Source organism: Ekhidna sp. (genome assembly GCF_965212185.1).
In the GTDB taxonomy this organism is placed as follows: domain Bacteria; phylum Bacteroidota; class Bacteroidia; order Cytophagales; family Cyclobacteriaceae; genus Ekhidna.
In genome coordinates this window covers 2213841-2239339 of the sequence record NZ_OZ243102.1, presented here as the reverse complement: position 1 = coordinate 2239339, position 25499 = coordinate 2213841, and the positions used below count along the sequence as shown (strand labels likewise).

Sequence of the window (25499 nt, the reverse complement as noted above, 5' to 3'; positions counted from 1 at the left end):
TGAAATTAGCTTAAGCTAAAACTTCTTTTTCCATCACTACTTTACCTTTGTAGTAAAGTTTGCCTTCATGCCAGAAAGCCCTGTGTGGAAGGTGAGCTTCACCTGTAGTAGGACAGATTACGAAGCTTTTTGGAGTTGCTTTGTAATGCGTTCTTCTCTTGTCTCTTCTGGTTTTCGAAATCTTTCGTTTTGGATGCGCCATCTTCTTTCTCTATCTAAATTTTTCTTATTTCAATTTTTTTAAGGCTTCCCATCTGGGATCTGTACTCTCTTCCTCTTTAGTCTCCGATGTGTCAGAAATGTAAATCACCTCATCATCTTCAGTTTCATCCTGAAATTTTGGATGAAGCTTTTTCATCGGTACTTCCAAGCTGATGGATTCATATAAAAACGAAGCTATGTTAATTTCCTGTGTTCCCTTAAGGATTACAAATACATCTTCACTTAACTCTTTTTCCTCATCGCCGTATTTGTAAATAATTTCCTTTTCTACGGAGATAGGGAAATCAAATAACTCCAAACTTCTATCACATTCCAGCTCAATTGAACCATTAATGTTCAGATTGAGGGTAATCATAGAATCTGTTTTTGTCAAAATCACATCACAAGTGCCTTTGCCCTTGCTCACCAAGCTGTGTTCGAAATGAGAAAAGAAATCCTCAGAAAACGTGAAATTGAAGTCGTGAGCGCTGTTACTCAGTCCAAAAATTTCAATTTTATACTCCTTCAGTTCCTTCATGTCCGTCCACTTCCCGGTAAAGACCCGCAAATTTAGATAGAATCCAAGTACTACAAAAGCTTTATTAATTACTTTTCATCCGCATTTTCATACTGATTCTCATTTCTTTGACGAATAATGTCATTGGCCAGGTAAAGAGCATTACGAAAAGAGGTCTCATCTGCCTCATTTTTACCCGCTATAGAGAAGGCTGTTCCATGGTCTGGTGATGTCCTGACAAATGGTAAACCTGCAGTATAGTTAATGCCTTCTTCGAATGCCAGGGTCTTAAACGGTATTAATCCCTGATCATGATACATTGCCAATACACCATCGTAATGTTTGTATGACCTCATACCGAAAAAACCGTCGGCAGGAAATGGACCCGCGACAATATTATGTCCTTTTTTTACCTCTTCTATAGCTGGTGATATAATCTTTTCTTCCTCATCGCCGAGCAGGCCGTTTTCTCCTGCATGAGGATTTAATCCCATGACCGCAACCCTGGGTTTTTTGATTCCAAAATCCTTTTGTAAGGATTTGATCATCTTTTGAAGTTTTGATATCACCTTATCTTTTGTGATTTTTTCACTCACTTTGTTTAAAGCAACATGACCAGTAACCACACCAACTCTAAGGTCATCATGAACAAGAAACATGAGACTTTCTGATTCTCCTGCTTCCTGAGTTAAGTATTCTGTATGGCCTGGAAATTTGAAATCATCTGATTGCACCAACTCTTTACTAAGTGGTGCAGTAGTTAGAGCATCTATTTTGCCATCTTTTAAATCCGCAACTGCCCTTTGAAGAGAAAGAACAGCATATTTTCCTCCAGTCTCATTGGCTTGACCAGGAGTGATTTCAATGGTCTCATTCCACACATTAAGTACATTCACTTTTTTGTGAATCAATTTGTCAATACTTGAAATCTGTTGATAGTTGAAGTTTTCCTTATTCAGGCCTTTACGATAAAAGGATATGACTTTGCCAGAGCCATAAATTACCGGAGTGAATTGTTTTAAAATACGGTTATCCTCAAGTGATTTAATAATTACTTCAGGGCCAATGCCATTGATGTCACCAATAGAGATACCAATTACAGGTTTATTTTTTTTACTTGACGATTCACTCATTTGCAGTGTACATTTATAAAATCGGAAGTTAACTCGAAAAATTCTACAGTAAAAAAAAGCAAAAGTTGATAAGCGTAAAACCCAAAAAGCATTTAGGTCAACACTTTTTGAAAGATGAAAACATCGCTTTAAAGATTGTTAATGCCTTAAAGAATGAAGACAATTTGCCAGTGCTGGAAATTGGTCCAGGTACAGGTGTATTAACAAAATATCTCATCGAGCAATATGAAACTGAGTTTTATGCACTTGATGTTGACAAAGAATCAATTACCTATTTAAAGGAATTATATCCTAAACATGCAAATCAGTTTCTTTTTCAGGATTACCTGAAGTACAATGTGGCCCAGGATCGTTTTAATGTAATTGGCAATTTTCCCTACAACATCTCCTCTCAACTATTTTTCAAAATCTGGGATGATCGAGAGAAAGTAGATGAGGTGGTTTGCATGATTCAGAAGGAAGTTGCCGATCGTATCTCTGCAACACATGGAAACAAAACCTATGGTATTCTAAGTGTTTTGCTACAAGCCTTTTTTGACATAGACTATTTGTTCAAGGTGGCTCCTGGTGTATTTAATCCTCCCCCGAAAGTACAGTCTGCAGTTATAAGATTAAAAAGGAATGAGACCAAACAATTACCCTGTGATGAGCGGTTATTTAAACGAGTAGTAAAAGCGGGATTTGGGAAAAGAAGGAAGACCTTGCGCAACGCATTAAAAGACCTAAATTTGTCTGACTCTGTCGCTGCTCTCCCTGAGATGGATAAAAGGGCGGAACAGTTGTCTGTTCAAGAATTTATCTCGCTTACTGAAAAAATCGCCTGACATGGAAGCAGTGATGAACTTTGAGTTATCGGTTGAGTTCAAAGACCGATTTCAGCAAGCCCTGGATGAGCAGGATAATGCCTTCATTAAATCCACACTTGATGGAGTAAACCCTGCTGATATTTCAGCTCTTTTAGATGAATTTGATTCTGTTGAATGCAAATATGTATTTGACCTATTAACTCCTGAAATTGGTGCCAGGATTCTTGAAGACCTGGAAGAAGATGTCAGAGAGCAGTTTCTAAAGGAATTCTCTGCTAAAGACCTTGCATCATTTGTTGAGCTAATGGATTCTGATGACGGCACAGACATTCTCTATGAAATGGGTGTTGCAGATAGGAATGAAGTGATTAGGCAGATAGAGGATGAGGAGAAAGCCTCCAACTTAATGGAGCTCCTTGAATATGATGAGGATGTAGCAGGCGGACTCATGGCTAAGGAGTTAATTAAGGCCAACCTAAATTGGAGTATTTCTCAGTGTATTGAAGAAATTAGATTGCAAGCTGAGAATGTGCAGAAAATCTATTCTGTATATGTGGTAGATGATAAAGAAAACTTACTGGGGAAAGTAGGAGTGAAGAACCTGATTCTTGGTAAAGGAGGAGCGAAGGTTGCTGATGTTTATGATGATCAGATCATATCTGTGGAAACGTCCACAACTGAAGAGGAGGTGGCAAGTATCATGCAGAAATATGACCTTGAAGCTGTTCCTGTGGTGAATGCTCGTGGAAGGCTGGTTGGTCGTATTACCATTGATGATGTAATCGATGTGATCCGTGAGATGGCTGATGAAGAACGACAGCTAATGACTGGCGTGAGTTCAGACGTGGAAGAAGATGATACAGTATGGAAAATTTCAAGGGCTAGATTGCCATGGTTAATCATTGGTATGGCTGGCGGTTTAGTGGGTGCTCAGTTTTTAGGTTTATTTAAAGAAGAAATAATCATTGTTCCGGCACTTGCTTTTTTCATTCCGTTGATTACCGCATCGGGCGGAAATGTTGGTATCCAATCATCTTCCATTGTAGTGCAAAGTCTTGCAAATCCGAATGTATTCGCAGATAGCATGTGGAAAAGATTACTTAAGGTTTTCATGGTAGCTATTGTAAATGGAGCGATCTTATCATTGATGGTTTTTGGTGCGGTTATTTTATTCATGAGGGAAGAACCACTAGCCGCAACAGTTGCGATAGCACTATTTTCAGTGGTCTTATTGGCTTCATTTATGGGGACAATTACGCCTTTATTACTTAATCGTTTCGGGGTGAATCCGGCGTTAGCTTCAGGTCCATTTATTACTACTACGAACGATTTGTTGGGTTTGGCTGTCTATTTCTCGATAGCACACCTGTTGTATAATCTATGAGTAAGAAAATGCGCATTCTCATTGCTGATGATATGCATGAGTGTATTCTTTCGTTACTGAAAGAACATGGTCATGAGCCTGTTTATTTACCAATAATTGACAGGATTGGAATTTTGGATATTATCCATGAGTTCGATGGTTTGATTATTCGAAGTAAGACCCCTGTGGATAAAGAGTTAGTTGACGCAGGCGTACGGCTCAAATTTGTTGCAAGGGCAGGAGCAGGCATGGACAAAGTAGATCAAGATTATCTCGAAACAAAGGGAATTGTGCCCATTAATGCCCCTGAGGGAAATCGGGATGCATTAGGAGAGCATGCATTAGGCTTACTTCTTAGCGTACTTCATAGACTGCCTGAAGGTCACAATCAAATTAAAAAGGGCATTTGGGATAGAGAAGGAAACCGTGGAATTGAACTAAAAGGTAAAGTCGTTGGGATTTACGGAGTAGGTAATATGGGTATGTCTTTTGCTAAAAAGCTACGAGGGTTTGAATGTGAAATCATTGGCTTTGATAAATATAAAGGAGAGTTTGAAGGAGGATTTATTCAGAATGTAGAATTAAATGAATTGATGGAACGAACAGAAATTCTAAGTCTACATATACCGCTTGATGAAGACACGAAATACCTGTTTAATGAAACATACTTAAGAAAGTTTAAGAAACTGAAGGTACTAATTAATACATCTAGAGGAGAGGTACTGGACACATCATCATTAATAAATCTTCTAAAAGATGGAACACTGTTCGGTGCAGGTTTAGATGTCCTTGAAAATGAAAAGTTCTCAAGTTATTCTTCCATTGAAAAGACACAACTTGAGGAATTGCAATCATTTCAAAATGTGATTATCACTCCGCATGTTGGTGGTTGGACATATGAGTCGTATCAACGAATCAGTGAAGTAATTGCTCAAAAAATAAATGAGATTAAATCAGGGTTATATTAGAAGTATTAGATATTTCATATCTCCAATATGATTTTTCAAGGATTGAATTGCTGTTGCATACTGGATTCGGATATTAATCAGATAATTCGAATAAGGTCATTTTTGATTTCACTTAATCGTTACTGTATATTTGCAGTATCAAAATAAGAAAACACGGGAAAACGGCTTCATTGTGAGGCCGTTATTTTTTGTTTAAAGGGGTAAGAACAATTATGGCAGTTAATTACTATACAAAGGAAGGACTCGACAAGCTGAAAGCTGAGTTGAACGAGCTCAAGACTAAAGGGAGATCGGATATGGCAAAGCAAATAGCGGAAGCTCGAGATAAAGGTGACTTGAGTGAAAATGCTGAATATGACGCTGCGAAAGAAGCTCAAGGATTGTTGGAACTTAAGATTTCAAAGCTGGAGAAAGTAGTTGGAGATGCACGAATAATCGATGAGTCATCAATTGATACATCAAAAGTTTCTATTTTGTCAACAGTTAAAATCCGGAACAATAAAAACAAGATGGAGGTGACGTACCAACTTGTAGCTGAGGAGGAAGCGGATCTTAAAAGTGGTAAGATTTCAGTTCAGTCACCCATCGGTAAAGGTCTTCTTGGCAAGAAAAAAGGTGAAAAAGCGTTGATCAAGGTGCCTGCAGGAGATATGGAGTTTGAAATACTAGATATCACGGTCTAATGGCAAGTATTTTCACAAAAATAATTGAGCGTGAAATTCCAGCACATATTGTTGCTGAGGATGAGAATTATTTAGCGTTTCTGGATATCAATCCCTTAATGGAGGGACACACACTTGTGATACCTAAAAAGGAAGTAGACTACATTTTCGACTTAGATAATCAGACATTTTCAGAACTATTTTCCTTTTCAAAAGGAGTTGCTAAAGCTATTGAATCAGTCATTCCCTGTGAAAGAATAGGTTTGACTGTTATGGGCCTTGAAGTCCCTCATGCACATGTTCATTTGATTCCTATGAAAACAATGGATGATATGAATTTCAGTAATATGAAGTTGTCACCGAGTAAGGAAGAAATGAAAGCAACAGCAAGTAAGATCAGAGAAGCTTACGATAAGAAATAGACTTTTGGACGTTGGATATTAAGAAGTTAGATATTGAGCCCACCGGAAGGTGGGTTTCTTGTTTTAATACCGCCACATTACCTAACCTACCATGGATGCAGAAATGATCAAGAAAATAGATGAAGTTCGTTCACTTCTAACCGATCCGGGAGAGTTTGATAAAGTAGTTGCTAAATACGAAGCTGATCCTAATGAAGATACCCTTCGAGCAGTCATTGATCAGATGACTATTGAAATTGCAAAGGGGCGTGTGAAGGGCATGAAGAAAGAGTAGGTGATAGGAATTGGGTTTTCTGAAAGGTGCGTTTTTTTATGCCTTTTTTGCTCCGAATATTTTCATTTCACCCGGTTTACCTTTTACCAACCAGGAAATCCCAAAGGCAGTAACACCTATTATCTCCCCAACTAAAACCCCCTGAGGAAATTTATCACCAATACTGTCTTCAAAAGCAAAATAGATAAGCATTAGCACTATTGAAGCCCATACAATAAGTCCCATGGTTTTATAAAATGCCTTTTTAGTGCCACCAAGAGGAAACTTGAAATATGACATGGCGCCAACTAATATCAAAAAGGTCCCAGCTGATAGTAAATGGATCGTATTGAGTGTAGAATCAAAATGACAGAACGGGTGACTTTGACCACCATGGCAAGATGTTGGTAGAATTGCTGTAACCAGTGCGAAAAATCCTGCAACATTGGTGATTGTGTTATCGCTTACTTTTTCACCGGAAGATTTTTCATAACCTTGATAGGTCAAGAGTAATAGACCGAATGCAATCAGTATTCCAGTGAAAATAGGAGAAGACACGGTATAGTAATAATGACTAATTGAAGGCTCTATGTCCCATGCGCGAACCATCAAAAGCCAGGGGAGTAGCACACCCAATACTCCTATCAATCTTCTTAAAGATCGATAGGAGACATTGAGTAGGGATTTAGTGTTTTCAGCCATTTGATTAGCTAATTAGGTAAATACTAAATTACGTTTTTTGTCAAATAGATTCAATACCCATTTTAGGGTAATTCTATTTAACTCTACCCGGATTGTCTGATATAAATGATTTCCAGCTTTTTTTACCACCTGATCCCAAACCGGATTTAGAGGAGTAATGGTGGCAAATAGCAACCGCCAAAGCATCGGTAGCATCCATTAGTTTGGGAGCCTCTTCAAACTTCAATAACATTTGAATCATATTCGATACCTGCTCCTTACTGGCATTGCCATTACCAGTGACAGATTGTTTTACTTTTTTTGGCGCATACTCATGGATAGGCATATCTCTACTGAGAGCTGCAGCCATGGCCACTCCCTGAGCTCTCCCAAGCTTCAACATGGATTGAACGTTTTTACCAAAGAACGGAGCTTCAAGTGCTACTTCATCAGGTAAGTACTCTTTTAAAAGCTCAGTGACACGATCGAATATTTTCTTAAGCTTAATCTCATGATTCTTATACTTGCTAAGATGAATAACTCCATATTGAATAACACTCAATTTTTCACCCTTACAGTGGATGAGCCCATATCCCATTACATTAGTGCCTGGATCAATACCTAAAATGATTCGCTCTTTAATCGCCACAAATGCAAATTACTGTCTTTGACTGAACTTAGGAAAACTTTACGAAAAGGAGAGTGAGAAAGAAAATTTGGCGCGGTGTTGATGGATGTGTGGGCAGAGGCTTTAAAATTTTCTTGATTTTTTTGTCACTTTTTTCATCAAGGAAAAAAGTGAGAGTAAACTTGAAGTCTATTGTCACAAAAATCAAAGGAACAAATCGGAGAGTACAAACGATCTCATTTAAATAAACCCTGGCTAGTAGCATTCTTGAAAGTTGCTTTATTAGTTACGTGTCTCTTTTTCCTCATTTCCAAATTAAAGGATCAATCGATTAGGATAAGTGATTTTGTTTGGCCGGAATCGCCCCCGTTGGTTCTCGGATTTGTCATCATACTTATGTTCTTAAATTGGTATTTAGAAGCGCTCAGGTGGAAGGTATCAGTACAAGTATTTGAACCTATATCAATCCAGGATGCAGTTAGAATAATTTTAGCTGGTCTATCTCTAAACTGGGTGCTTCCATTTACTTCCGGAGATTTGTTGGTTCGCCTTTCTCAGCAGGTTGACAAATACCAAACCACCTCAGCAGCAGTATTGAACAGAGGGGTCATGATCAGCTTTACAGCCATCATTGGTCTTTACGGAATGAGCAAACTAGCTGAGCAGTATGATTTTAATGGCTGGTATGCGTTGATTCTTCTTTTGATTTTCCCTTTGATGACATGGATCTTTCGTAAAACCTTAGCTCGTTTCTTGAATTATTTTAGAAGTATCGATCGATCAATTTTGATAAAAATTGTGGGAATTTCATTCCTTCGTTATACTGTTTTTACCTTCCAATTTTTCCTCTTATTAGAGACCTTTTTACCTCATTTGCCAGCCCACTTACTGATAGCAGGCATAGGGTGGATATTCTTGGTTCGATCCATACTTCCGTTGTTATTAGGAGGAGTGGGTGTTCGTGAGGTATCTGGGATCGTTTTCTTCGAATCTCATGTATCTAACCTTCAAATGGTCATAATTCCCATCTTTTTGATTTGGGTGATCAACACGGTAATTCCTTCACTTGTGGGTTTGATTTTTATCTGGCGATTTAAGGCTAACATTGCGCGATGATCTTTTTGATTGGTGCATTTACAGTTCTGAATGTTCTATTCTATTTGAAGTTGGCTTTTGAATGGAAACAGATTCCGAATATTCAGCAAGCTGAATCATTGAGGCCTTTTTCGGTCATCATTCCGGTGAGGAATGAAGAGAAAAATATTACGCATATTCTTAAGGATTTAGATAATCAAAAGTACCCTTATGACTTATTTGAAATTATTGTAGTGGATGATTTTTCTGATGATAAAACCATTGAAACTGTAAATGAATTGAAGTCATCACTAAATGTTCAAACACGGTTAATTAAACTAGATGATAAAAACAGTCACGGTAAAAAACATGCGTTAACAGCTGGAGTTAATGCTGCTAAACAAGAGATTATTCTTACTACAGATGCGGATTGTTCATTGGAAGAAAATTGGATCAATTCATACAATGATGCTTTTGATGAAACCACAAACATGGTAGCCGGACCGGTAGGTATTCAAGGGAATAATCTTTTTTCCAAATTGCAGCAAGTCGAATTTGCTGGGCTCATGGGTTTCGGTGCAGTTACAATTTCAAAGGAAAATCCAAGTATGTGCAGTGGTGCAAATCTTGGCTTCCGAAAACGTGCGTTTGAAGAAGTGGGTGGCTACTCGGACAATCTTTTCACACCTTCCGGTGATGATGAGTTTTTACTGTATAATATCATGAGACGTTTCCCTCATTCCACAAGGTTTATGAAAACTAAAAATGCGGTAGTTACAACACCGGCTCATTCAAAACTCTCTTCTTTTATTAACCAACGTATCCGTTGGACTAGTAAATGGAAATACAATAAAAACCCCTTTGTTAGATTAAGTGCCGTATTATTCTTTATTGATTACCTCTTGTTTTACGTGGGAATTGCTGGTGCCCTATTTCATGAATTCAACTCGCTTTTAATCGGTAGTTTTATTTTCCTCAGATTCATTGCCATCTGGTCTTTTGTAGGACCTGTTAATAGTTTTCTTAAAGGGAATAATAGCTTTTGGCCGCTACTAATATTCCAAATTATTTACCCATTGCATGTTTTATTCATGGGGATGAATTCTATCTTTGGATCATACACCTGGAAAGGACGAAAGTATAGATGACAGACGATGAATTCAACATCATAGATGAGCTTTATTTCGTCACCTCGTTTGATGATCTCAAAAACTCAACAGAGCTTTCTGATGAGAAATTAAAATCTAACCTTATTCAAATGGCAAAAAAAGGTTGGGTCAGGGTGTACAAAAATGTGAGTGAGGAATCAGAAGTGGAGAGTTTAGATATGAATAAAGATTATCAATCATTCTTCTATCTTGCTTCGAAAAAGGGACTATTTGAACACAACACTCAATGATGGAATCTTCATTAGATATCAAAGATTTGCAGCTGAATGCTCTTTTAGAGATCACACAAGCTGTGAATAATAACCTGCCTGAAGATGACCTATTGAAGATTTATAAGTTCACTTTACTGGCAGATCTTAAGATCAATAAGCTTGCATTATTCACAGAAAAAAATGAAGAGTGGCATTGCAGAGTAAATTTTGGTACTAAAAATGACTTGATTGGAAGCACGCTTCCTGAAGAGTATAAAGAACTTAAAAATCAGCTTGGATTAATTGAAACATCGTTTGATGAATTCAACTCTGTATTTCCTGTTTACCATAAAAACAAGTTGCTCTCTGTTGTTTTCATAGATTCAGATTCTAAACTAGGCATCCAGAATCGATTCTTAAATGCTTTAACTAATATCATCCTTGTAGCAATAGAGAATAAGAGACTTGCAAGGCAGCAAATGGAGCAGGAAGCATATAGGCGCGAGTTAGAGATCGCCAAGAAGGTTCAGAATTTTCTATTTCCGAAAGAGCTTCCTAAAATTGAACGGCTTCAGATCGAAGCGTTCTATTTGCCTCATCACGATGTTGGAGGTGATTATTATGATTATATACAGATTGATGAAAATAAGTTTCTTGCATGCATAGCTGATGTGTCAGGGAAAGGGGTTCCAGCGGCACTATTGATGTCCAACTTTCAGGCCTCTTTACGAGCATTGGTTCGTCAAACAAAGGATTTAAAAGAAATAATCGAAGAGCTTAATCATACCACCTTTGTCAGCGGTAATGCGGAGAATTTCATAACCTTCTTTGCTGGGATTTATGATTTCAAAACCAAGGTTCTAGAATATATCAATTGTGGGCACAACGAAATAATCTTGAAAACTGATGATGGTATTCAATTATTGAATGATGGCACCACAGTACTTGGTATGTTTGATCCACTACCATTTATAGAAACGCTGCAAATAAAAAATCTAGATGAGTTCTTTCTTTTCACCTATACAGATGGTCTGACTGAAACTTTCAACGAAGAAGACGAAGCATTTGAATTTGATCGGTTATTAGAAATCGTCAAAGGAGATTGCCCACAAGACCTGTCAGAATTCCACAATCAGATATTGGGATTGCTTAATGCGTTTAAAGGAAGCAGAGCATTTCATGACGACATCACAATGCTTTCTTGTCGAATTCAAAACAAATGATTCGGTTTTATAAAACACCAATCTTCACAAGGCTTTGGTATTCTTCATTCATCTGGAAAATTCCTTCTAGCAACGCTATCTATCTATCTTTTGATGATGGTCCGCATCCGGATGTGACACCATGGGTCTTGAGAGAACTAAAAAAGGCAAACGCTAAAGCAACATTCTTTTGTGTGGGCAAGAATCTGATACAACACAATGATATTGCTAAGCAAATAATTGCTGAGGGACATCAAATTGGAAATCACACTCACAATCACATGTCAGGTTGGAATGTTAATCAAATGGAATATCATGAAGATGTCATCCAATGCGATAAGACCCTTCATTCATTGGGAGTTCATAATGAGATTTTCCGTCCGCCATATGGCCGGATAAAGCAATCTCAGGCAAAAGGACTCTCGAATAAGAAGATCATCATGTGGAGCCATCTGTCATGGGATTTTGATCCCCAATTAACAGTCGATAAATCGATAAGAAAGTTGAAAAATGCAAAAGCCGGTAGTATTCTGGCATTTCATGATTCTGAAAAAGCTTTCAAAAATTTAAAACTAATTCTTCCAGAAATCCTGTCGCATTTTCAATCTAAAGGTCTCAAATTCGAAGCAATATCATGATCGACTCACACGCACACATATATTTAGAGCATTTTGAAGAGGATGTTGAAGAAGTTGTTGAACGTGCAATAGCGAATGGAGTAGAAAAGATATTACTACCCAACATTGATAGCACTTCCATTGAGCAAATGCTTCGTTTGGAAGAACAATACCCCGATGTATGCTATCCAATGATGGGATTACACCCATGCTCGGTAAAAGAAGATTTTGAAAAGGAGCTCCAAATTGTGGAGGATTGGTTTAATAAACGATCCTTTCTTGCAGTAGGCGAAATGGGAACTGACTTATACTGGGACAAGACTTTCTGGGAGCAGCAAAAAGAAGCATTTCATTTTCAATGTGAATTGGCTTTGAAGCATGACCTTCCGATTGTGATACATTGCAGGGAAACGATTGATGAAACCATTTTATTAGTCGAACAATATGAAGGTAAGGGGTTGAAAGGTGTTTTTCATTGCTTCACAGGCACGGTTGATCAAGCAAGACAAATCACAAATCTGGGTTTCTTCCTCGGGCTTGGAGGTGTATCTACATTTAAAAATGGGGGAATGGATAAAGTAATTCCTCATTTAGAAAGATCGAAAATAATGCTGGAAACAGATAGCCCATACTTAACACCTGCACCTCATAGAGGAAAGCGAAATGAGCCTTCATATATTAGTTTGGTAGCTGATAAAGTCGCGGAATTTTTAAATCTCTCAAGAAAAGAGTTAGATGATCTAACAACAGCAAATACAAATAAGCTATTTTTCCCCTCGAAATAGTTGAATCTGTTGAAATACAAGATTGTAAATATCAATGAAACTGGAGAACGATCGGTTCTCATCATTTATACTGGAGGCACCTTCGGTATGATCCAGGATGAGAGCGGATCACTTGCACCTTTCAATTTTGGCAAAGTAGTAGATCGAGTTCCTGAGCTCAAACAGCTCGATATTCGGCTGACAGTCATTTCCTTTCCTAAGCCTATTGATTCCTCCAATATCCTTATTCAAGATTGGAAGGATATGGCATATATCATAGAGGAGAATTATGCACAGTATGACGCTTTCGTGATCCTACATGGTACTGATACCATGGCTTATTCTGCATCAATGCTAAGCTATATGCTTGAGGGTCTTAATAAACCAGTTATTCTAACAGGAGCTCAAATGCCTATCGGATCCATAAGGTCCGACGCAAGAGAAAATTTAATTACGGCGCTTGAAATTGCATCGGCCCACAATGATAGTACACCGATAGTGAGCGAAGTATGTGTTTATTTTAATTATTTGTTACTCCGGGGTTCCAGATCTCAAAAACTTAGAAGTAGCACTTTTGCAGCATTTGAATCAGAAAATTATCCGAGGTTAGCACAGGCAGGTATTGAAATAGAATTCAATTATCCTGTGCTAAGACCTTACGATAGGAAATCAAGGCTAAAAGTGAAGAATCATTTGGATCCCAATGTGGTGATATTAAAAGTCTTTCCCGGAATTACAAGACATGTGGTGGAAGCAATATTAGGAGGTAGCGAAGTGAAAGGAGTAGTGCTGGAATCTTTCGGATCCGGGAATACCATGAAATTTGACTGGTTTTTGAATTGTTTAAAACAAGCAATTGATGATGACAAGATCATATTAAATGTAAGTCAGTGTATAGGAGGAGAAGTGGAGCAAGGGAAATATGAAACAAGTAAGGGTTTAAATGATATTGGAGTTTTAAGTGGTGGTGATATCACTACAGAAGCGGCAGTCACAAAAATGATGTTTTTGTTGGGATCAGGTGAGAAGGATAATCGTTTAAAACATTTACTGACGCACTCTCTAGCTGGTGAGATGGACTCAGTCTGGGAATAATGCCACTGAAATACCCTTGATGTTAGAAATAAACTTGCATAAAGGTATTTTTAATGATTTATTTGTAGCCCGTCAAAAAGTGACGGCCTACAGAGAGGTGGCCGAGTGGTCGAAGGCGCACGCCTGGAAAGTGTGTATACCCCAAAAGGGTATCGAGGGTTCGAATCCCTTCCTCTCTGCGATTTTGCAGAGCTTAGGTCTGTGGAATTCGACAATTTTTGATGAATGGTGCGAATTTTGTGGGAATGAAAATGCAAATTTGAATTTTACTAAAACTTAAATATTTAACTAAACCGAAGACTTAACTTACAAGACTGAATTATGAAAAAGTTATTGACTCTCTTAATGTTGGCAGGTGTATTCACCTTCAGTGCGACAGCACAAGGTTTTTCTGACTCAGATTCAACTGAGGTAGATTCCACAGCTGTTGACACAGCACAGGTAGAAGAAGTATATGAAGAGCCTGTTGAAGAAATCGCTGAGATTATTGCGCCGGAAGAGGCTGCACCATCTAAAGGATTTCACCAAGTAGTAAAAGAACAATTCATTGATGGTGGACCAACTTTCATGGGAATCGTTCTTGCATGTTTGATTCTTGGTTTGGCAATTGCTATTGAAAGAATCATTCATCTTAACATGGCCTCTACAAACACCAAAAAGCTCTTAGCAGATGTTGAAGATGCTTTGAATGCTGGTGGTGCAGATGCAGCTAAAGAAGTTTGTAGAAATACAAGAGGACCTGTAGCATCAATCTTTACTCAAGGACTAATGAGAATGTCTGAAGGTGTTGAGATGGTTGAAAAATCAATCATTGCTTACGGATCTGTTGAGATGGGCAAACTTGAAAGAGGAATGATTTGGATTTCACTTTTCATTTCACTTGCTCCGATGCTTGGTTTCATGGGTACTGTAATTGGTATGATTGAGGCATTCGATGCTATTGCAGAAGCTGGAGACGTTTCTCCTGCACTAGTTGCGAGTGGTATTAAAGTGGCTCTTTTGACAACTGTTGGTGGACTTATTGTTGCTGTAATTCTTCAGCTTTTCTATAACTACCTTGTTTCAAAAGTAGACTCAATAGTGAATAGCATGGAAGATGCTTCTATCTCTTTGGTAGACCTTCTTGTTAAACACAATCTTTCTAAATAATCTATAAATAGATATAGACTATGGTAGATGTAGGATTATTTATATCATATATACTCATTGGTGTTTGCGTTCTTGCAGCTGTAGGAATGCCACTAGTGAAGGCATTTGGCGATCCTGATTCTTTGAAGAAAATGGGGATCGGAGTAGGCGCACTTCTTGTAGTATTCTTAGTTTCGTTTTTTACGGCGAGCGGAAATGCAATGGGTGAAGCAACTGAAACAACAACAAAAATGGTAGGCGCAGGATTAACAACTTTTTATATTCTAGCCATTGGAGCCATTTTAGGAATTGTATATACAGAAATTAAAAAAGCAGCTGAATAATGGCGAGGAATAAAGATAGAGGCACTCCGGAAGTGAGTTCAGGCTCTATGGCAGACATTGCATTCCTTTTGCTCATTTTCTTCTTGGTAACTACCACGATTGCAAATGACAAAGGAATATTAATGCAGCTGCCTCCTCCACCAGAACCAGATCAACCTGAAATTGAATTTCAGGAGCGAAATATCTTTAAGATATTGGCCAATTCAAATGATCAACTTTTGGTAGAGAACGAGCCATACAACAAGCCAATGTCTGAGTTGAAAGAAGAAGTGAAGGCTTTTGTATTGAATTTTGGTAATCCTGATGAAGAAGGTTTGCAGGTTTATAATAGCCTTCCTTCAAGCATGAAAGCCAAAGCAAAGCAAAGACCAGAATCTTCTGATCATCCGAAGAAGGCAGTTGTATCATTTAAAGCAAACAGAGGTACCAGTTACGAACTTTACATAGACGTACTTGATGCTGTGCAAGCAGCATATAACGAAATCTATGGGGAGCGAGTAGGACTTACTGCAGACGAATTCCTTCAGCTAGATCAAAGTAACGATGTAGAGGAAAGAATGTATAAGCAGGCAAGATTTGGTATACCTAAGGCAATCTCGATTGCAGAACCAGATAAATAAACGAAACTATGTCGAAGTTTAAGAAAAAATCTAGCGCATCTCAAGATATACCTACGGCAGCATTGCCGGATATTATCTTCATGCTTCTATTCTTCTTCATGGTAACAACTGTGATGAGAGAGCAGGAGATTTTAGTAAAACAAGTTCTTCCTAAAGCAGAACAACTTTCTAAAATTCAGAAGAAATCATTGGTGAGTCATATCTACATTGGAGAACCAAAAAATATTGGTACTTACGGTGAAGAGCCAAGGATTCAAACCAATGACGTATTCATGGAGCCAGAGGAATTAACTCTATTTGTAAATCAGGAAAAAGATAAACTTTCTGAAGCAGAAAGAGATAGAATTACGATGGCATTGAATATTGACGCTGAAGTGAAAATGGGTATTGTTTCTGATGTGGAGCAAACCCTAAGAAAGTCTAATGCTCGTAAGATTCTTTACAAGTCCCTGAAGGGAATCCAAGATTAATAACTTTTTCAATTATACATAAACCCTGACCATCGCGAGATAGTCAGGGTTTTTTATTTATTGTCTATTCTAATTGTTTCCTTTTTTCCTTGAGCCAGTTTTCATATTCTTTTTTGGCTTCATCCAATGCATCTTCCAATTCTTTTTTTGTCGCTTTCCTTAGTTTATCAGCCTCATCAACAACCCTTCGTCGTTGCTTTTGTAGCTTCCTAAGCGCCGTTTCAATATCCCTTTTTGCATCTTCAGCAGCTTCTTTGGAGTCTTTCTTAAGTTCTTCAATTTCATCTTCCAGCTCCTTCTTTTGCTCTTCGAAACGTTCTAAGGTTTTTTCCCTTTCTGATTCCTTTTCATTATCAGATGGGTTACAACCAACTAAAAGTATTCCTATGAATATGTAACTGATGTATTTCATTTTTTTTTGATTCATTCAAATGAGTTAAGCACTGAATTTTTTTGGGTTTAAGAATTGCGCCCAATCATCCCTATACACACTGGTGTTATTTCTCAGAAAAGTAATGTAAGATGGCTTTATTGGTGTTTTACGAAGCTTCATTCCTACTTTATCTAATGAGTAGTCACTTTTCTTCGAATTACATTTTTTGCAGGCTGTTACCAGGTTAGTCCAAGTAGATTTACCTCCTTTAGACCTGGGAATTACATGATCAATAGTTAAATCATTGGAGGTTCCACAGTACTGACATTTTCCTTGATCACGTTTAAAAATGTTGTGCCTACTCATGACTACCCCTTTATACGGAAGTGAGATATAATATTTTACTTTGATAACGGATGGAAAGGGGAATGTGCTGGTCACAGATCTTAATTTCTTCTCCTTGATTTCGCTTATTAAATCTGCTTTTTTTAAGAACATCAGTAAAAAGGCGCGCTGTACTGTGCACACCGTAAGTGGTGTGTAATCCTGATTAAGCACAAGTACAGTGTTATTCATGCGTTTAAATTTTCATTCGATCAAGTTCTCTTTTCTGATCCTTCTTTTTGATGCTGTCTCTTTTGTCGTATATCTTCTTTCCTTTTGCAAGAGCAATTTCCAATTTAGCTAGCCCACGTTTATTAATATATATCCTCAATGGAACGATTGTCAATCCTTTTTCTTCCATTTTAGATTTAAATTTTTCTAATTCTCTTTTTTTCAAAAGCAACTTTCTGTCCCTGGTCATTTCATGACTTTCAAAACTTGCTTGCGTATAAGGTGATATGGTCATGCTTTTAATGAATAGTTCACCCTTTTTAAAATAGCAATATGCTTCTTGAATGCTGGCTTTACCTTCCCTTAGTGATTTGATCTCAGTTCCCAACAACATTATACCAGCCTCCACTTTTTCTACAAATTCAAATTCGTAACTTGCTTTACGATTCTTAATCTGAATATCGTTTGAAAATCTACTCTTCTTCTCCTTACTCATGACATAAATATATAAATACGACTGATTAAAACGGCATCCTTGGTAGTGGACTATCGGCTAAACTTCCAAAAGCATCTTGCTCAAACAGCAGATGACCACTTATTGCAATCATTCCAGCATTGTCAGTGCAGTATTGAAAATCAGGAATAAACACCTCCCATCCTCTCTTCAAAGCTTCTTCATTCAATTGTTGCCTTAATCCACTATTTGCAGAGACTCCTCCAGCAATTGCTATTTGTTTGATCTTTTCTTGACTTGCAGCCAGTATCAGTTTCTTCATTAACATTGAAAGCAATGTTTTTTGAATGCTTGCTGCCAAATCATTGAGGTTTTCTTTTATGAATTGCTCATTCTTTTTTAGTTCCTTCCTAAGGAAATATAGAATCGATGTTTTGATTCCACTAAATGAGTAATCAAGCTCTGGCATTTCCGATTCAGCAAATTGAAACCTGTTTGGATTTCCACTCATTGCCAGTTTATCAATCATTGGGCCTCCAGGATAGGGTAGCCCAAGTAATTTTGCTGCTTTGTCAAAGGCCTCTCCAACAGCATCATCTTGTGTTTGACCAAGTATGATCATTTCTGTTGGATTATTTATACGTAGTATTTGTGTGTGACCACCACTAACTGTTAAACATATAAACGGATAGGAGGGCTTTGGATCATCTATAAAATGAGCCAACACATGCGCTTTCATATGATGGATTGGAATAAGAGGAATTCCAAGCGATGCAGCCATGGCTTTAGAAAAACTAGAGCCAATCAACAATGCTCCAAGAAGTCCTGGACCTCTCGTATAAGCAATCCCATCCAAGTCATTTACGTTAATATCAGCATGAGATAGAACATGTTCAACTACTGGCACGATATTTCTTTGATGTTCGCGTGAAGCAAGCTCTGGCACTACACCTCCATACTGCTCGTGAATAGTTTGATTTGCAATTTCATTATTGATTACTTTGCCGTCAATACAAACAGAAGCTGAAGTTTCATCACAAGATGATTCTATTCCAAGGATAATTGCCACCGTATTTTTTTGAAGGCCAAGATAACCATATCACATATTCGTAGAGTCATCTGGAAACTATTTTCAGGAATGTTTTTCTATGGAATGATGCTTTTACTGGTATTACTACTTTTATTGCAACTAAAACCTGTCCAAACCTTTCTGGCTCAAAAAGTACTTGAAGCTGTCTCAGAAAAAACCAATTATGATATATCCATTAGCACAGTAAAGGTTTCATGGTTGGATCAAGCAAGCCTGAATGAAATAATGATAAGAGATTTAAGTGGAGATACAATGTTGTATTCCCATAATCTTAATATTAATTATCACATTCTTGATTTAATCAAGCGAGACTTTTTAAGCGTCGAAGAGATTTCTTCGAATGGTCTAAGGATTAAGCTTGCTAAGCATTCAGAAGGTTCGAAACTAAATTTAACGGAATTCTTAAATGCACTAAAGACTGATAAGGTCAAAAAAAAATCAAAACCAATTATTGTTGATGAAATCAGTTTAAATAATCTCAATTTGAGTTTGAGAGACAAGACCAAGTCTCCTCAGCCTAACAAACTTGATTTTGCTAACATGCATTTTCAAATTCCTGATTTTTTTATAACCAGGTTGGCGCTCAGGTCTGATACTATTACGGGAGTGATAAATCAGATGAGAGGTGTTGAGAAAAACTCAAATTTTAACGTTAGTGATTTTAGTACGGTGTTTAGAGTTAGCAATTCTTCTCTTAGTGTAGATGATTTAAGTTTTCGTACTCCCACCAGTCACATTAAGGATAGTTTAGAATTTTTTTATAATGGATTGGATGACTTGGCGTACTTTAAAGATAGCGTTTCCTTCATCCTTCATTTTGATAATACATCCATTTCAAATGAGGACATTCGCATCGTCACTGGTTTTGATAAACTCCATGACGACATCTCAATAGATGGAATAATATGGGGTACGGTTGGTGATTTTAATATCGAAAAAACTCGATTTGGGTATGGAAGCTCCTATTTTGTTGGAGGGGTAAGTTGTTTCGGATTGCCTGATATCTCTCAAACATTCATTCTAGCTGATTTTACAGAATCTCATGTGCTTCCTAGAGATCTTAAGCCGTATCTAGGGGATTATACAGCCAATATCCAACGAATGGGTAAAATTGATTTCTCCGGAAGTTTTGCTGGATTTTTAAAAGATTTTGTTGCCAGAGGAGATTTTGTAACTGATCAAGGTTCGATTCATTCAGATATCAATATAAAAATCCCAGATGACCCCACTGAGATGGCTTATGTTGGAAATCTTGAATTTAAAGAGGTTAATGTAGGGGTTTTTTTAAAAAATGATATAGCTCAAGTATTAAACTTAAAAGCAACCATTAATGGGAAGGGGCTCAAACCTGAGAATGCAGAGTTTGATTTAAACGCATTAGTTTATAACAGTGGATTGTATGGCTATGTATATGATACCGTAAGGGCCGATGGGAAATTCGCAAAAAATTTCTTTGAGGGAAGCTTCTCAATTATAGATGACAATTGTAATCTGAAAGGAAGTGCTCAAGCTGACTTTAGAAATGGAAAAGAAATACTCAATATGGATATCCGGGTCAGAGATTTTAATGCTGATGAATTAAATCTCAGCAGGAAAGATTTGTCTGCAGCCGGCCATATTGAAATGGAAATTAGTGATCTGGATCTGGATGACTTTAATGGCTTTCTTAATATTGATTCAGGCTTTATAAGTCTAGGTGAAAAACAAATCATTCTGGATTCAATTCGATTGAATGCGATGTTGGAGGGGAGTACCAGAAGGATTGATTTAGGTTTCCCTGGTTTTGAATCTAAGGTAGAAGGAGATTTCAAAATATCTGACTTAATGAAAGACATTCCTGCAATGGCCGCAGCTTATTCATCAAAACTGACTTTATCTAATGATTCCTTAAAGACTGAAGAAAGTGGTAGTACATATAAAGTGGATGTGCTAGCTAAAATTGATAATATCACACCATACCTGGATTCATTGAAATTACCATTTTCAATTGTTGGCAAGACGATCTTGGAAGGAACATTCCGACAAAGCAAGAACGCAAACTTATTCTTCTATGCAGAATCTGATTCATTCAAAGTAAAGAACAATAGCTTCGTCAAGCCAAGAATTGAATTAAATGGTTCGCGAGATCTAGATGACGGTTCAATCTTGACAAACATTTTGGTCCGATCTTCTGAGCAGATTATTAAAGGAATTCCTAACACAAAAGACCTGCTGGTTGAAGCAGTATGGTATAAAAATGAAATTGACTTGACTACTCAAATAAGTCAACCGGAAACCAGAAGCGATATTCGTCTGGAAAGTCAGATTGCCATATTTCAGGATTCTTTAAGAGTTAAGTTGCAGCCTTCTGATATTCAATTATTAGAGGATACTTGGAAAGTGAACCCTACCAATAAGATCATCATTACTAATGAAAAAATTGAGTTTGAAAATTTCGAAATTTTTGATTTAAGAGAAACGATAACGCTTGAAGGAGTGTACTCGGACTCTTTGCCTTCCGATATTTCAATAACGACCAAAGACTTGAATATGAATAAAGTCGAGTTGTTCTCGAAAAGAACAATAGGTGGGTTGCTGAATGCTAATTTTAGAATGTTTAGAGAAACAAGTGGACAATCATTTCGATTTGATGGTGGATTTCTATTAAAAAAATTGGTTTATGATCAACTGGATGTTGGTGATGTCAGCGGCAGTTCTAATTGGAATCCAACCAATAAAAGCGTTTTCTCAAAAGTAGAGGTGAAAAGGGAGGGCTTTGAAGAAATATTAGTAGAGGGAAGCTATTATCCAACTGAGTCGATAGATCAGCTGGATTTTATCATTGATTTTAATAAGGCAGATCTAAAGTTGGGACAACCTTTTCTGGAGAAAAATGTATCTGATCTAGCTGGTTTGGCAAATGGTTCATTGAAGTTGTCTGGGACTGCTCAAGAGCCAAAAGTTGTTGGGCATTGCAATATCCAGAATGGGGCACTTACTGTTAATTACCTTAATACATCTTATTCGTTTAATGGAGATGTCAATTTTAATCCTAATCAAATAGAATTTGAAGGCTTTGAACTTTCTGACAGGAAGGGTGCAAGCGCTCAATTGTCAGGTACTATCTATCATAATAAATTCAAAGATGTTAGGACAGATATAGTAATGGAAGCCAACAACTTTGAATTTTTAAATACCACTTCTCTTGATAACTCCCTCTATTATGGTTCTGCTTATGGTACGGGTACGATCAACATAACTGGACCACTTAATGATTTAAATATTCAGGCGAGTATAATAACAGAAGCTGATACCCGCTTTTTTATACCGTTATCAGATGCAACATCTACCAGCCAACAAGACTATATCACATTCGTTGACTTTTCAGATACTACCATGGTTGTAGAAGAAGAAGAATTTAAACTTTCGGGTTTGACATTGGACTTTGATATTGAGGTAACTCCAGATGCATATTGTGAGCTCATTTTTGATATCAAAACCGGGGATATTATAAGAGGAAGGGGTCGTGGTAATTTAAAACTCAGACTTGATACAGATGGTGAGTTTAATATGTTTGGTCCACTTGAAATAACTGAAGGAGCATACAATTTTACCGTTCCAAACTTTATCAATAAAGAATTTCAGGTGGTTCCTGGTAGTAGAATCACCTGGTATGGAGATCCATATGATGCAATCCTTGATATGGAAGCTACTTACCTTCAGCGTGCTTCTTTTGAGGAATTAAAGAACCCCGAATTACGTCAGGCGGATGAATTAGCAAAGAAATTTCCGATTTTGGTTGTACTTCTTCTTGATGGTGGAATGTTATCACCTGATATTGATTTTGATTTAAGGTTACAAAACCAAACCGACGCTACATCTAATACAACTGCTGAACTTTCTAAAATTACATCCGATGAGCAAGAACTAAAAAGACAGGTTATAAGTCTACTCTTCCTTAAGAGATTTTCACCACGTCAAAGTTTCACTTTAAGTGGTGGTGGTACAGTTGGAAACAGTGTTAGTGAGTTCTTATCTTCTCAAGTTAGCTACCTTGTTAGTCAAATTGATGAAAACCTCGAAGTTGAAGTTGACTTGGCAGATTTGAACCGTGATGCCTTTAATACTTTTCAATTAAGATTTGCATACACATTCCTAAATGGCAGGCTTAAAGTAACCCGTGGTGGTGATTTTGGTAATCAAAATGAAGCTAATTTGTTGAATGATATCGTGGGTGACTGGTCTGTTGAATATAGTCTTACAAAAGATGGTAGGCTAAGGGCAAAAGTATTTAGTAATACAAGTCAACGGATTTTAGCTAATGAGCAGCAAAATCAGGAGACAGGGTTAAGTCTAAGATTCGTTCATTCTTTCAATGATATAACACAATTACTTTCCTTAAAGCGTGAAGAGATCCTCAACAGAAGGAGAGAGGAAGAAGAAGCAGCAGAATCTCAGAAAGAACAAAATAAGGATTCCACCAAGTAATTATTAAATCCATTATTCGTGGTAATTAGAGAGGAATTATTATCTTATGATTCATAAAATACTAACCACCATGAATTACAGAAAATTTAGTAAAAAGTATGCGGAGGAGATAGGAGGAGAGTTTAGAGAATATGACGAGAATCAATCTGTCATAATTGTACCACTAAAGACCGGTCGGTTTCAAACGGTCACAGGTCATATTGTTGAACACCCAGGATACAATAGAGAAGTAGTTCATTTAAAGTCAAAAGTTTGCAAACTCACCTATGATATTCCTTTTCTTGATTGCCTGGAAGCATCTAAGGAGTATCCATACACCAAGTTTATTGTTGAAGACGGCTTTCTAAAAGTTGAGGCAATAAACTTTCTGGTCAATCTAAAAGACAACATGGTCAAAGAGATGATCATGGAAATTGCTCAACATGCAGATGATTGGGAATTAAAAATTACTGGAAAAGATATTCATTGATATTTTTGCATTGCAAGCCGACCTGTCGTGCTGACGATTTCTGTCAGTAAGGAAAGTCCGGGCAGCATAGAGCAGCGTACTTCTTAACCGGAAGCGTGCTGACGGTTACCGTCAGCATAGAGATAGTGCCACAGAAAACAGACTACCTGACGGTTTCCGTCATGGAAAAGGTGAAAAGGTGAGGTAAGAGCTCACCGGGTAAATGGTGACATTTATTGCATGGTAAACCTTACGCGCTGAAAGACCAAATAGGTTCTGTGTTTGAGAGTTGCTCGCTCGAACAGAATTGGGTAGGTCGTTTGATGCTGATGGTAACGTCAGTGCCAGATAAATGACAGGATAGAACAGAACCCGGCTTACTGGCTTGCTTTTTGTATATAAAGTTCACTAAAGAATTAAGATGGCGAAAATACTTGTAGTTGATGATGAAAAAAGCATAAGAGATGCGTTAAGCGATATTCTATCAGAAGAAAAGTATGATGTTATCACAGCGGAAGACGGTGAGGATGGCTTGGCTAAATTAGAGGCGGAGAAGGTAGATCTTGTTCTGTGTGATATCAAAATGCCCAAAATGGATGGAATGGAACTGCTTGGTAAGGTATCGGAGGAAGGGATGGATATACCATTTGTTATGATATCAGCGCATGGCACCATTGATACAGCAGTAGAAGCTACAAAAAAAGGCGCCTATGATTTTATACAAAAACCACCTGATCTAAATAGAATTCTATTAACTGTTCGGAATGCACTTGAGACTTCACAGCTTTCAACCGAGACAAAAGTGCTGCGAAAGAAAGTGAGTAAAGGGTATGAAATAATTGGAGAGTCTAAGGAGATACAGGAGGTTAAAAATACCATTGAAAAAGTGGCCCCAACGGAAGCTCGTGTTTTGATAAATGGAGAAAACGGTACTGGAAAAGAATTGGTTGCGAGATGGTTGCATGAAAAAAGTTCAAGGTCAAAAGCACCCCTTGTAGAAGTAAACTGTGCTGCTATTCCATCGGAATTGATTGAAAGCGAGCTTTTTGGTCATGAAAAAGGATCATTTACCTCGGCTCATAAGCAGCGAATAGGAAAATTTGAACAGGCAAATGGAGGTACGCTATTTTTGGATGAAATAGGTGATATGAGTCTGTCAGCCCAGGCTAAAGTGTTAAGAGCACTGCAAGACAAAAAGATCACTCGGGTGGGAGGAGATAAATCAATCAATGTAGACGTACGTGTACTTGCTGCTACCAATAAGATTCTTAAAAAGGAGATAGAGGAGGGGAATTTTAGAGAAGATCTTTATCACAGATTGAGCGTGATGGTAATAAGTGTTCCTCCGCTTAGGGAGCGAAAAGAAGACATCAGATTGTTAACTGATCATTTTCTTAGACAGGTTGCTTCAGAATATGGAACTACGAAGAAGACCATTGAAGATGATGCAATTGCACAATTGGAAAAATATGAATGGACGGGCAATATTCGCGAACTAAGAAATGTAGTAGAACGCTTAGTGATCATGTCTCAAGAGAAGATCACTAAAGATGATGTGAAAAAATATGTGGAAGCTTAAGCGTTAGCCTGCTGCTCTGTTTTTACCTCCTTAGCATCCTCTTGTGCATAAGTAGGGCATGTTCTTTGAGTACATGCACTCATTGCAAGGATAATCACAGCTAATATTGTAAGTTTCAATTTCATAAGCGGTTAAATTCGATGAGCAAGCTCATTGTTTGACAACTATTCAAAAATAGGAGAAATAATCTACTATACAACAGAGAACAGTCTAAATTATTATGTG

Annotated in this window: 30 protein-coding genes, 1 tRNA gene and 1 other RNA gene; 22 read left to right on the top strand and 10 right to left on the bottom strand. The window is 37.5% G+C overall.

All coding sequences use genetic code 11. From position 1 onward, the window contains the following. Window positions 1–10: 10 nt before the first annotated feature. The 3 genes from rpmF to pdxA all read right to left on the bottom strand — a co-directional run bounded on the left by rpmF (window position 11) and on the right by pdxA (window position 1851). Window positions 11–202, bottom strand: coding sequence for a 50S ribosomal protein L32 (gene rpmF / locus ACOMC3_RS09700; protein WP_089356102.1), 192 nt, complete (start codon window positions 200–202; stop codon window positions 11–13). Window positions 203–226: 24 nt separating this feature from the next. Further along, window positions 227–739 (bottom strand): YceD family protein, encoded by a 513-nt coding sequence (locus ACOMC3_RS09695; RefSeq protein WP_420315682.1) that lies wholly within the window; start codon window positions 737–739, stop codon window positions 227–229. A 68-nt stretch (window positions 740–807) separates the two neighbouring features. Next, window positions 808–1851, bottom strand: a complete 1044-nt coding sequence (gene pdxA, locus ACOMC3_RS09690) for a 4-hydroxythreonine-4-phosphate dehydrogenase PdxA (RefSeq protein ID WP_420315681.1) — start codon at window positions 1849–1851, stop codon at window positions 808–810. Window positions 1852–1958: 107 nt separating this feature from the next. Here pdxA and rsmA point away from each other — a divergent pair, with 107 nt between their 5' ends. From rsmA to ACOMC3_RS09660, 6 genes are all read left to right on the top strand, one after another. Next, window positions 1959–2675, top strand: coding sequence for a 16S rRNA (adenine(1518)-N(6)/adenine(1519)-N(6))-dimethyltransferase RsmA (rsmA, locus tag ACOMC3_RS09685; protein WP_420315680.1), 717 nt, complete (start codon window positions 1959–1961; stop codon window positions 2673–2675). 1 nt (window position 2676) lies between these two features. Then, complete coding sequence (mgtE, locus tag ACOMC3_RS09680) at window positions 2677–4041, top strand: magnesium transporter (protein WP_420315679.1); 1365 nt, start codon at window positions 2677–2679, stop codon at window positions 4039–4041. Further along, complete coding sequence (locus ACOMC3_RS09675) at window positions 4038–4988, top strand: NAD(P)-dependent oxidoreductase (RefSeq protein WP_420315678.1); 951 nt, start codon at window positions 4038–4040, stop codon at window positions 4986–4988. Before mgtE ends, ACOMC3_RS09675 begins: the two co-directional genes overlap by 4 nt. Before the next feature lie 212 nt (window positions 4989–5200). Next, on the top strand, window positions 5201–5671 hold the full coding sequence (gene greA, locus ACOMC3_RS09670; RefSeq protein ID WP_420315677.1) for a transcription elongation factor GreA: 471 nt from the start codon (window positions 5201–5203) through the stop codon (window positions 5669–5671). Beyond that, window positions 5671–6072, top strand: coding sequence for an HIT family protein (locus ACOMC3_RS09665; protein ID WP_420315676.1), 402 nt, complete (start codon window positions 5671–5673; stop codon window positions 6070–6072). Before greA ends, ACOMC3_RS09665 begins: the two co-directional genes overlap by 1 nt. Before the next feature lie 91 nt (window positions 6073–6163). Further along, the gene (locus ACOMC3_RS09660) at window positions 6164–6346 is read left to right on the top strand and encodes a hypothetical protein (protein WP_420315675.1); all 183 of its coding nucleotides are present in this window, start codon (window positions 6164–6166) and stop codon (window positions 6344–6346) included. Between the two features lie 36 nt (window positions 6347–6382). Here ACOMC3_RS09660 and ACOMC3_RS09655 read toward each other — a convergent pair whose 3' ends face one another. Both ACOMC3_RS09655 and ruvC read right to left on the bottom strand, forming a co-directional pair. After that, entirely contained in the window at window positions 6383–7027 is a 645-nt protein-coding gene (locus ACOMC3_RS09655) for a hypothetical protein (protein WP_420315674.1), read from the bottom strand. Between the two features lie 73 nt (window positions 7028–7100). Next, window positions 7101–7655: a crossover junction endodeoxyribonuclease RuvC gene (gene ruvC, locus ACOMC3_RS09650; protein WP_420315673.1), complete on the bottom strand. Its 555-nt coding sequence runs from the start codon at window positions 7653–7655 to the stop codon at window positions 7101–7103. A gap of 375 nt (window positions 7656–8030) precedes the next feature. Between ruvC and ACOMC3_RS09645 the strand changes: the two genes are divergently transcribed. The 12 genes from ACOMC3_RS09645 (at window position 8031) to ACOMC3_RS09590 (ending at window position 16308) form a co-directional block, all read left to right on the top strand. After that, the gene (locus ACOMC3_RS09645) at window positions 8031–8750 is read left to right on the top strand and encodes a hypothetical protein (RefSeq protein ID WP_420315672.1); all 720 of its coding nucleotides are present in this window, start codon (window positions 8031–8033) and stop codon (window positions 8748–8750) included. After that, the gene (locus ACOMC3_RS09640; RefSeq protein WP_420315671.1) at window positions 8747–9856 is read left to right on the top strand and encodes a glycosyltransferase; all 1110 of its coding nucleotides are present in this window, start codon (window positions 8747–8749) and stop codon (window positions 9854–9856) included. Before ACOMC3_RS09645 ends, ACOMC3_RS09640 begins: the two co-directional genes overlap by 4 nt. Further along, window positions 9853–10107, top strand: coding sequence for a transporter (locus ACOMC3_RS09635; RefSeq protein WP_420315670.1), 255 nt, complete (start codon window positions 9853–9855; stop codon window positions 10105–10107). Before ACOMC3_RS09640 ends, ACOMC3_RS09635 begins: the two co-directional genes overlap by 4 nt. Then, a complete protein-coding gene (locus ACOMC3_RS09630) occupies window positions 10104–11291 on the top strand; it encodes a PP2C family protein-serine/threonine phosphatase (RefSeq protein WP_420315669.1) in 1188 nt (395 codons plus the stop codon). Before ACOMC3_RS09635 ends, ACOMC3_RS09630 begins: the two co-directional genes overlap by 4 nt. Continuing rightward, window positions 11288–11908 (top strand): polysaccharide deacetylase family protein, encoded by a 621-nt coding sequence (locus ACOMC3_RS09625; protein WP_420315668.1) that lies wholly within the window; start codon window positions 11288–11290, stop codon window positions 11906–11908. Before ACOMC3_RS09630 ends, ACOMC3_RS09625 begins: the two co-directional genes overlap by 4 nt. Next, on the top strand, window positions 11905–12672 hold the full coding sequence (locus ACOMC3_RS09620) for a TatD family hydrolase (RefSeq protein WP_420315667.1): 768 nt from the start codon (window positions 11905–11907) through the stop codon (window positions 12670–12672). Before ACOMC3_RS09625 ends, ACOMC3_RS09620 begins: the two co-directional genes overlap by 4 nt. Before the next feature lie 9 nt (window positions 12673–12681). Beyond that, window positions 12682–13746, top strand: a complete 1065-nt coding sequence (locus ACOMC3_RS09615; protein ID WP_420315666.1) for an asparaginase — start codon at window positions 12682–12684, stop codon at window positions 13744–13746. A gap of 91 nt (window positions 13747–13837) precedes the next feature. Next, window positions 13838–13925: transfer RNA gene (locus tag ACOMC3_RS09610), tRNA-Ser, on the top strand. A 142-nt stretch (window positions 13926–14067) separates the two neighbouring features. Beyond that, complete coding sequence (locus tag ACOMC3_RS09605) at window positions 14068–14895, top strand: MotA/TolQ/ExbB proton channel family protein (RefSeq protein ID WP_420315665.1); 828 nt, start codon at window positions 14068–14070, stop codon at window positions 14893–14895. A gap of 20 nt (window positions 14896–14915) precedes the next feature. Then, window positions 14916–15218: a hypothetical protein gene (locus tag ACOMC3_RS09600; protein ID WP_420315664.1), complete on the top strand. Its 303-nt coding sequence runs from the start codon at window positions 14916–14918 to the stop codon at window positions 15216–15218. Beyond that, window positions 15218–15838, top strand: coding sequence for an ExbD/TolR family protein (locus ACOMC3_RS09595; RefSeq protein ID WP_420315663.1), 621 nt, complete (start codon window positions 15218–15220; stop codon window positions 15836–15838). Before ACOMC3_RS09600 ends, ACOMC3_RS09595 begins: the two co-directional genes overlap by 1 nt. 8 nt (window positions 15839–15846) lie before the next feature. Continuing rightward, complete coding sequence (locus ACOMC3_RS09590) at window positions 15847–16308, top strand: ExbD/TolR family protein (protein ID WP_420315662.1); 462 nt, start codon at window positions 15847–15849, stop codon at window positions 16306–16308. Window positions 16309–16372: 64 nt separating this feature from the next. Here the strand turns inward: ACOMC3_RS09590 and ACOMC3_RS09585 are convergent, their stop codons facing one another. From ACOMC3_RS09585 to tsaD, 4 genes are read right to left on the bottom strand one after another with little or no spacing between them, the layout of a single operon-like run. Beyond that, window positions 16373–16735, bottom strand: coding sequence for a hypothetical protein (locus ACOMC3_RS09585; RefSeq protein ID WP_420315661.1), 363 nt, complete (start codon window positions 16733–16735; stop codon window positions 16373–16375). A 9-nt stretch (window positions 16736–16744) separates the two neighbouring features. Continuing rightward, window positions 16745–17257, bottom strand: coding sequence for an HNH endonuclease (locus ACOMC3_RS09580; protein WP_420315660.1), 513 nt, complete (start codon window positions 17255–17257; stop codon window positions 16745–16747). 4 nt (window positions 17258–17261) lie between these two features. Then, complete coding sequence (smpB, locus tag ACOMC3_RS09575) at window positions 17262–17732, bottom strand: SsrA-binding protein SmpB (RefSeq protein ID WP_420315659.1); 471 nt, start codon at window positions 17730–17732, stop codon at window positions 17262–17264. Between the two features lie 25 nt (window positions 17733–17757). Then, window positions 17758–18759 (bottom strand): tRNA (adenosine(37)-N6)-threonylcarbamoyltransferase complex transferase subunit TsaD, encoded by a 1002-nt coding sequence (tsaD, locus tag ACOMC3_RS09570; protein WP_420315658.1) that lies wholly within the window; start codon window positions 18757–18759, stop codon window positions 17758–17760. Between the two features lie 9 nt (window positions 18760–18768). On the opposite strand from tsaD, the gene ACOMC3_RS09565 reads away from it, so the two are divergent. From ACOMC3_RS09565 to ACOMC3_RS09550, 4 genes are all read left to right on the top strand, one after another. Further along, the gene (locus ACOMC3_RS09565; protein ID WP_420315657.1) at window positions 18769–23247 is read left to right on the top strand and encodes a translocation/assembly module TamB domain-containing protein; all 4479 of its coding nucleotides are present in this window, start codon (window positions 18769–18771) and stop codon (window positions 23245–23247) included. A gap of 70 nt (window positions 23248–23317) precedes the next feature. Next, entirely contained in the window at window positions 23318–23716 is a 399-nt protein-coding gene (locus tag ACOMC3_RS09560) for a hypothetical protein (RefSeq protein WP_420315656.1), read from the top strand. Window positions 23717–23725: 9 nt separating this feature from the next. Next, an RNA gene (gene rnpB, locus ACOMC3_RS09555) (RNase P RNA component class A) lies at window positions 23726–24091 on the top strand. Between the two features lie 25 nt (window positions 24092–24116). Beyond that, the gene (locus ACOMC3_RS09550) at window positions 24117–25274 is read left to right on the top strand and encodes a sigma-54-dependent transcriptional regulator (protein ID WP_420315655.1); all 1158 of its coding nucleotides are present in this window, start codon (window positions 24117–24119) and stop codon (window positions 25272–25274) included. On the opposite strand, the gene ACOMC3_RS09545 is transcribed toward ACOMC3_RS09550, so the two are convergent. Beyond that, entirely contained in the window at window positions 25271–25399 is a 129-nt protein-coding gene (locus ACOMC3_RS09545) for a hypothetical protein (RefSeq protein WP_420315654.1), read from the bottom strand. The two genes, ACOMC3_RS09550 and ACOMC3_RS09545, sit on opposite strands and share 4 nt — an antisense overlap. Window positions 25400–25499: the final 100 nt, after the last annotated feature.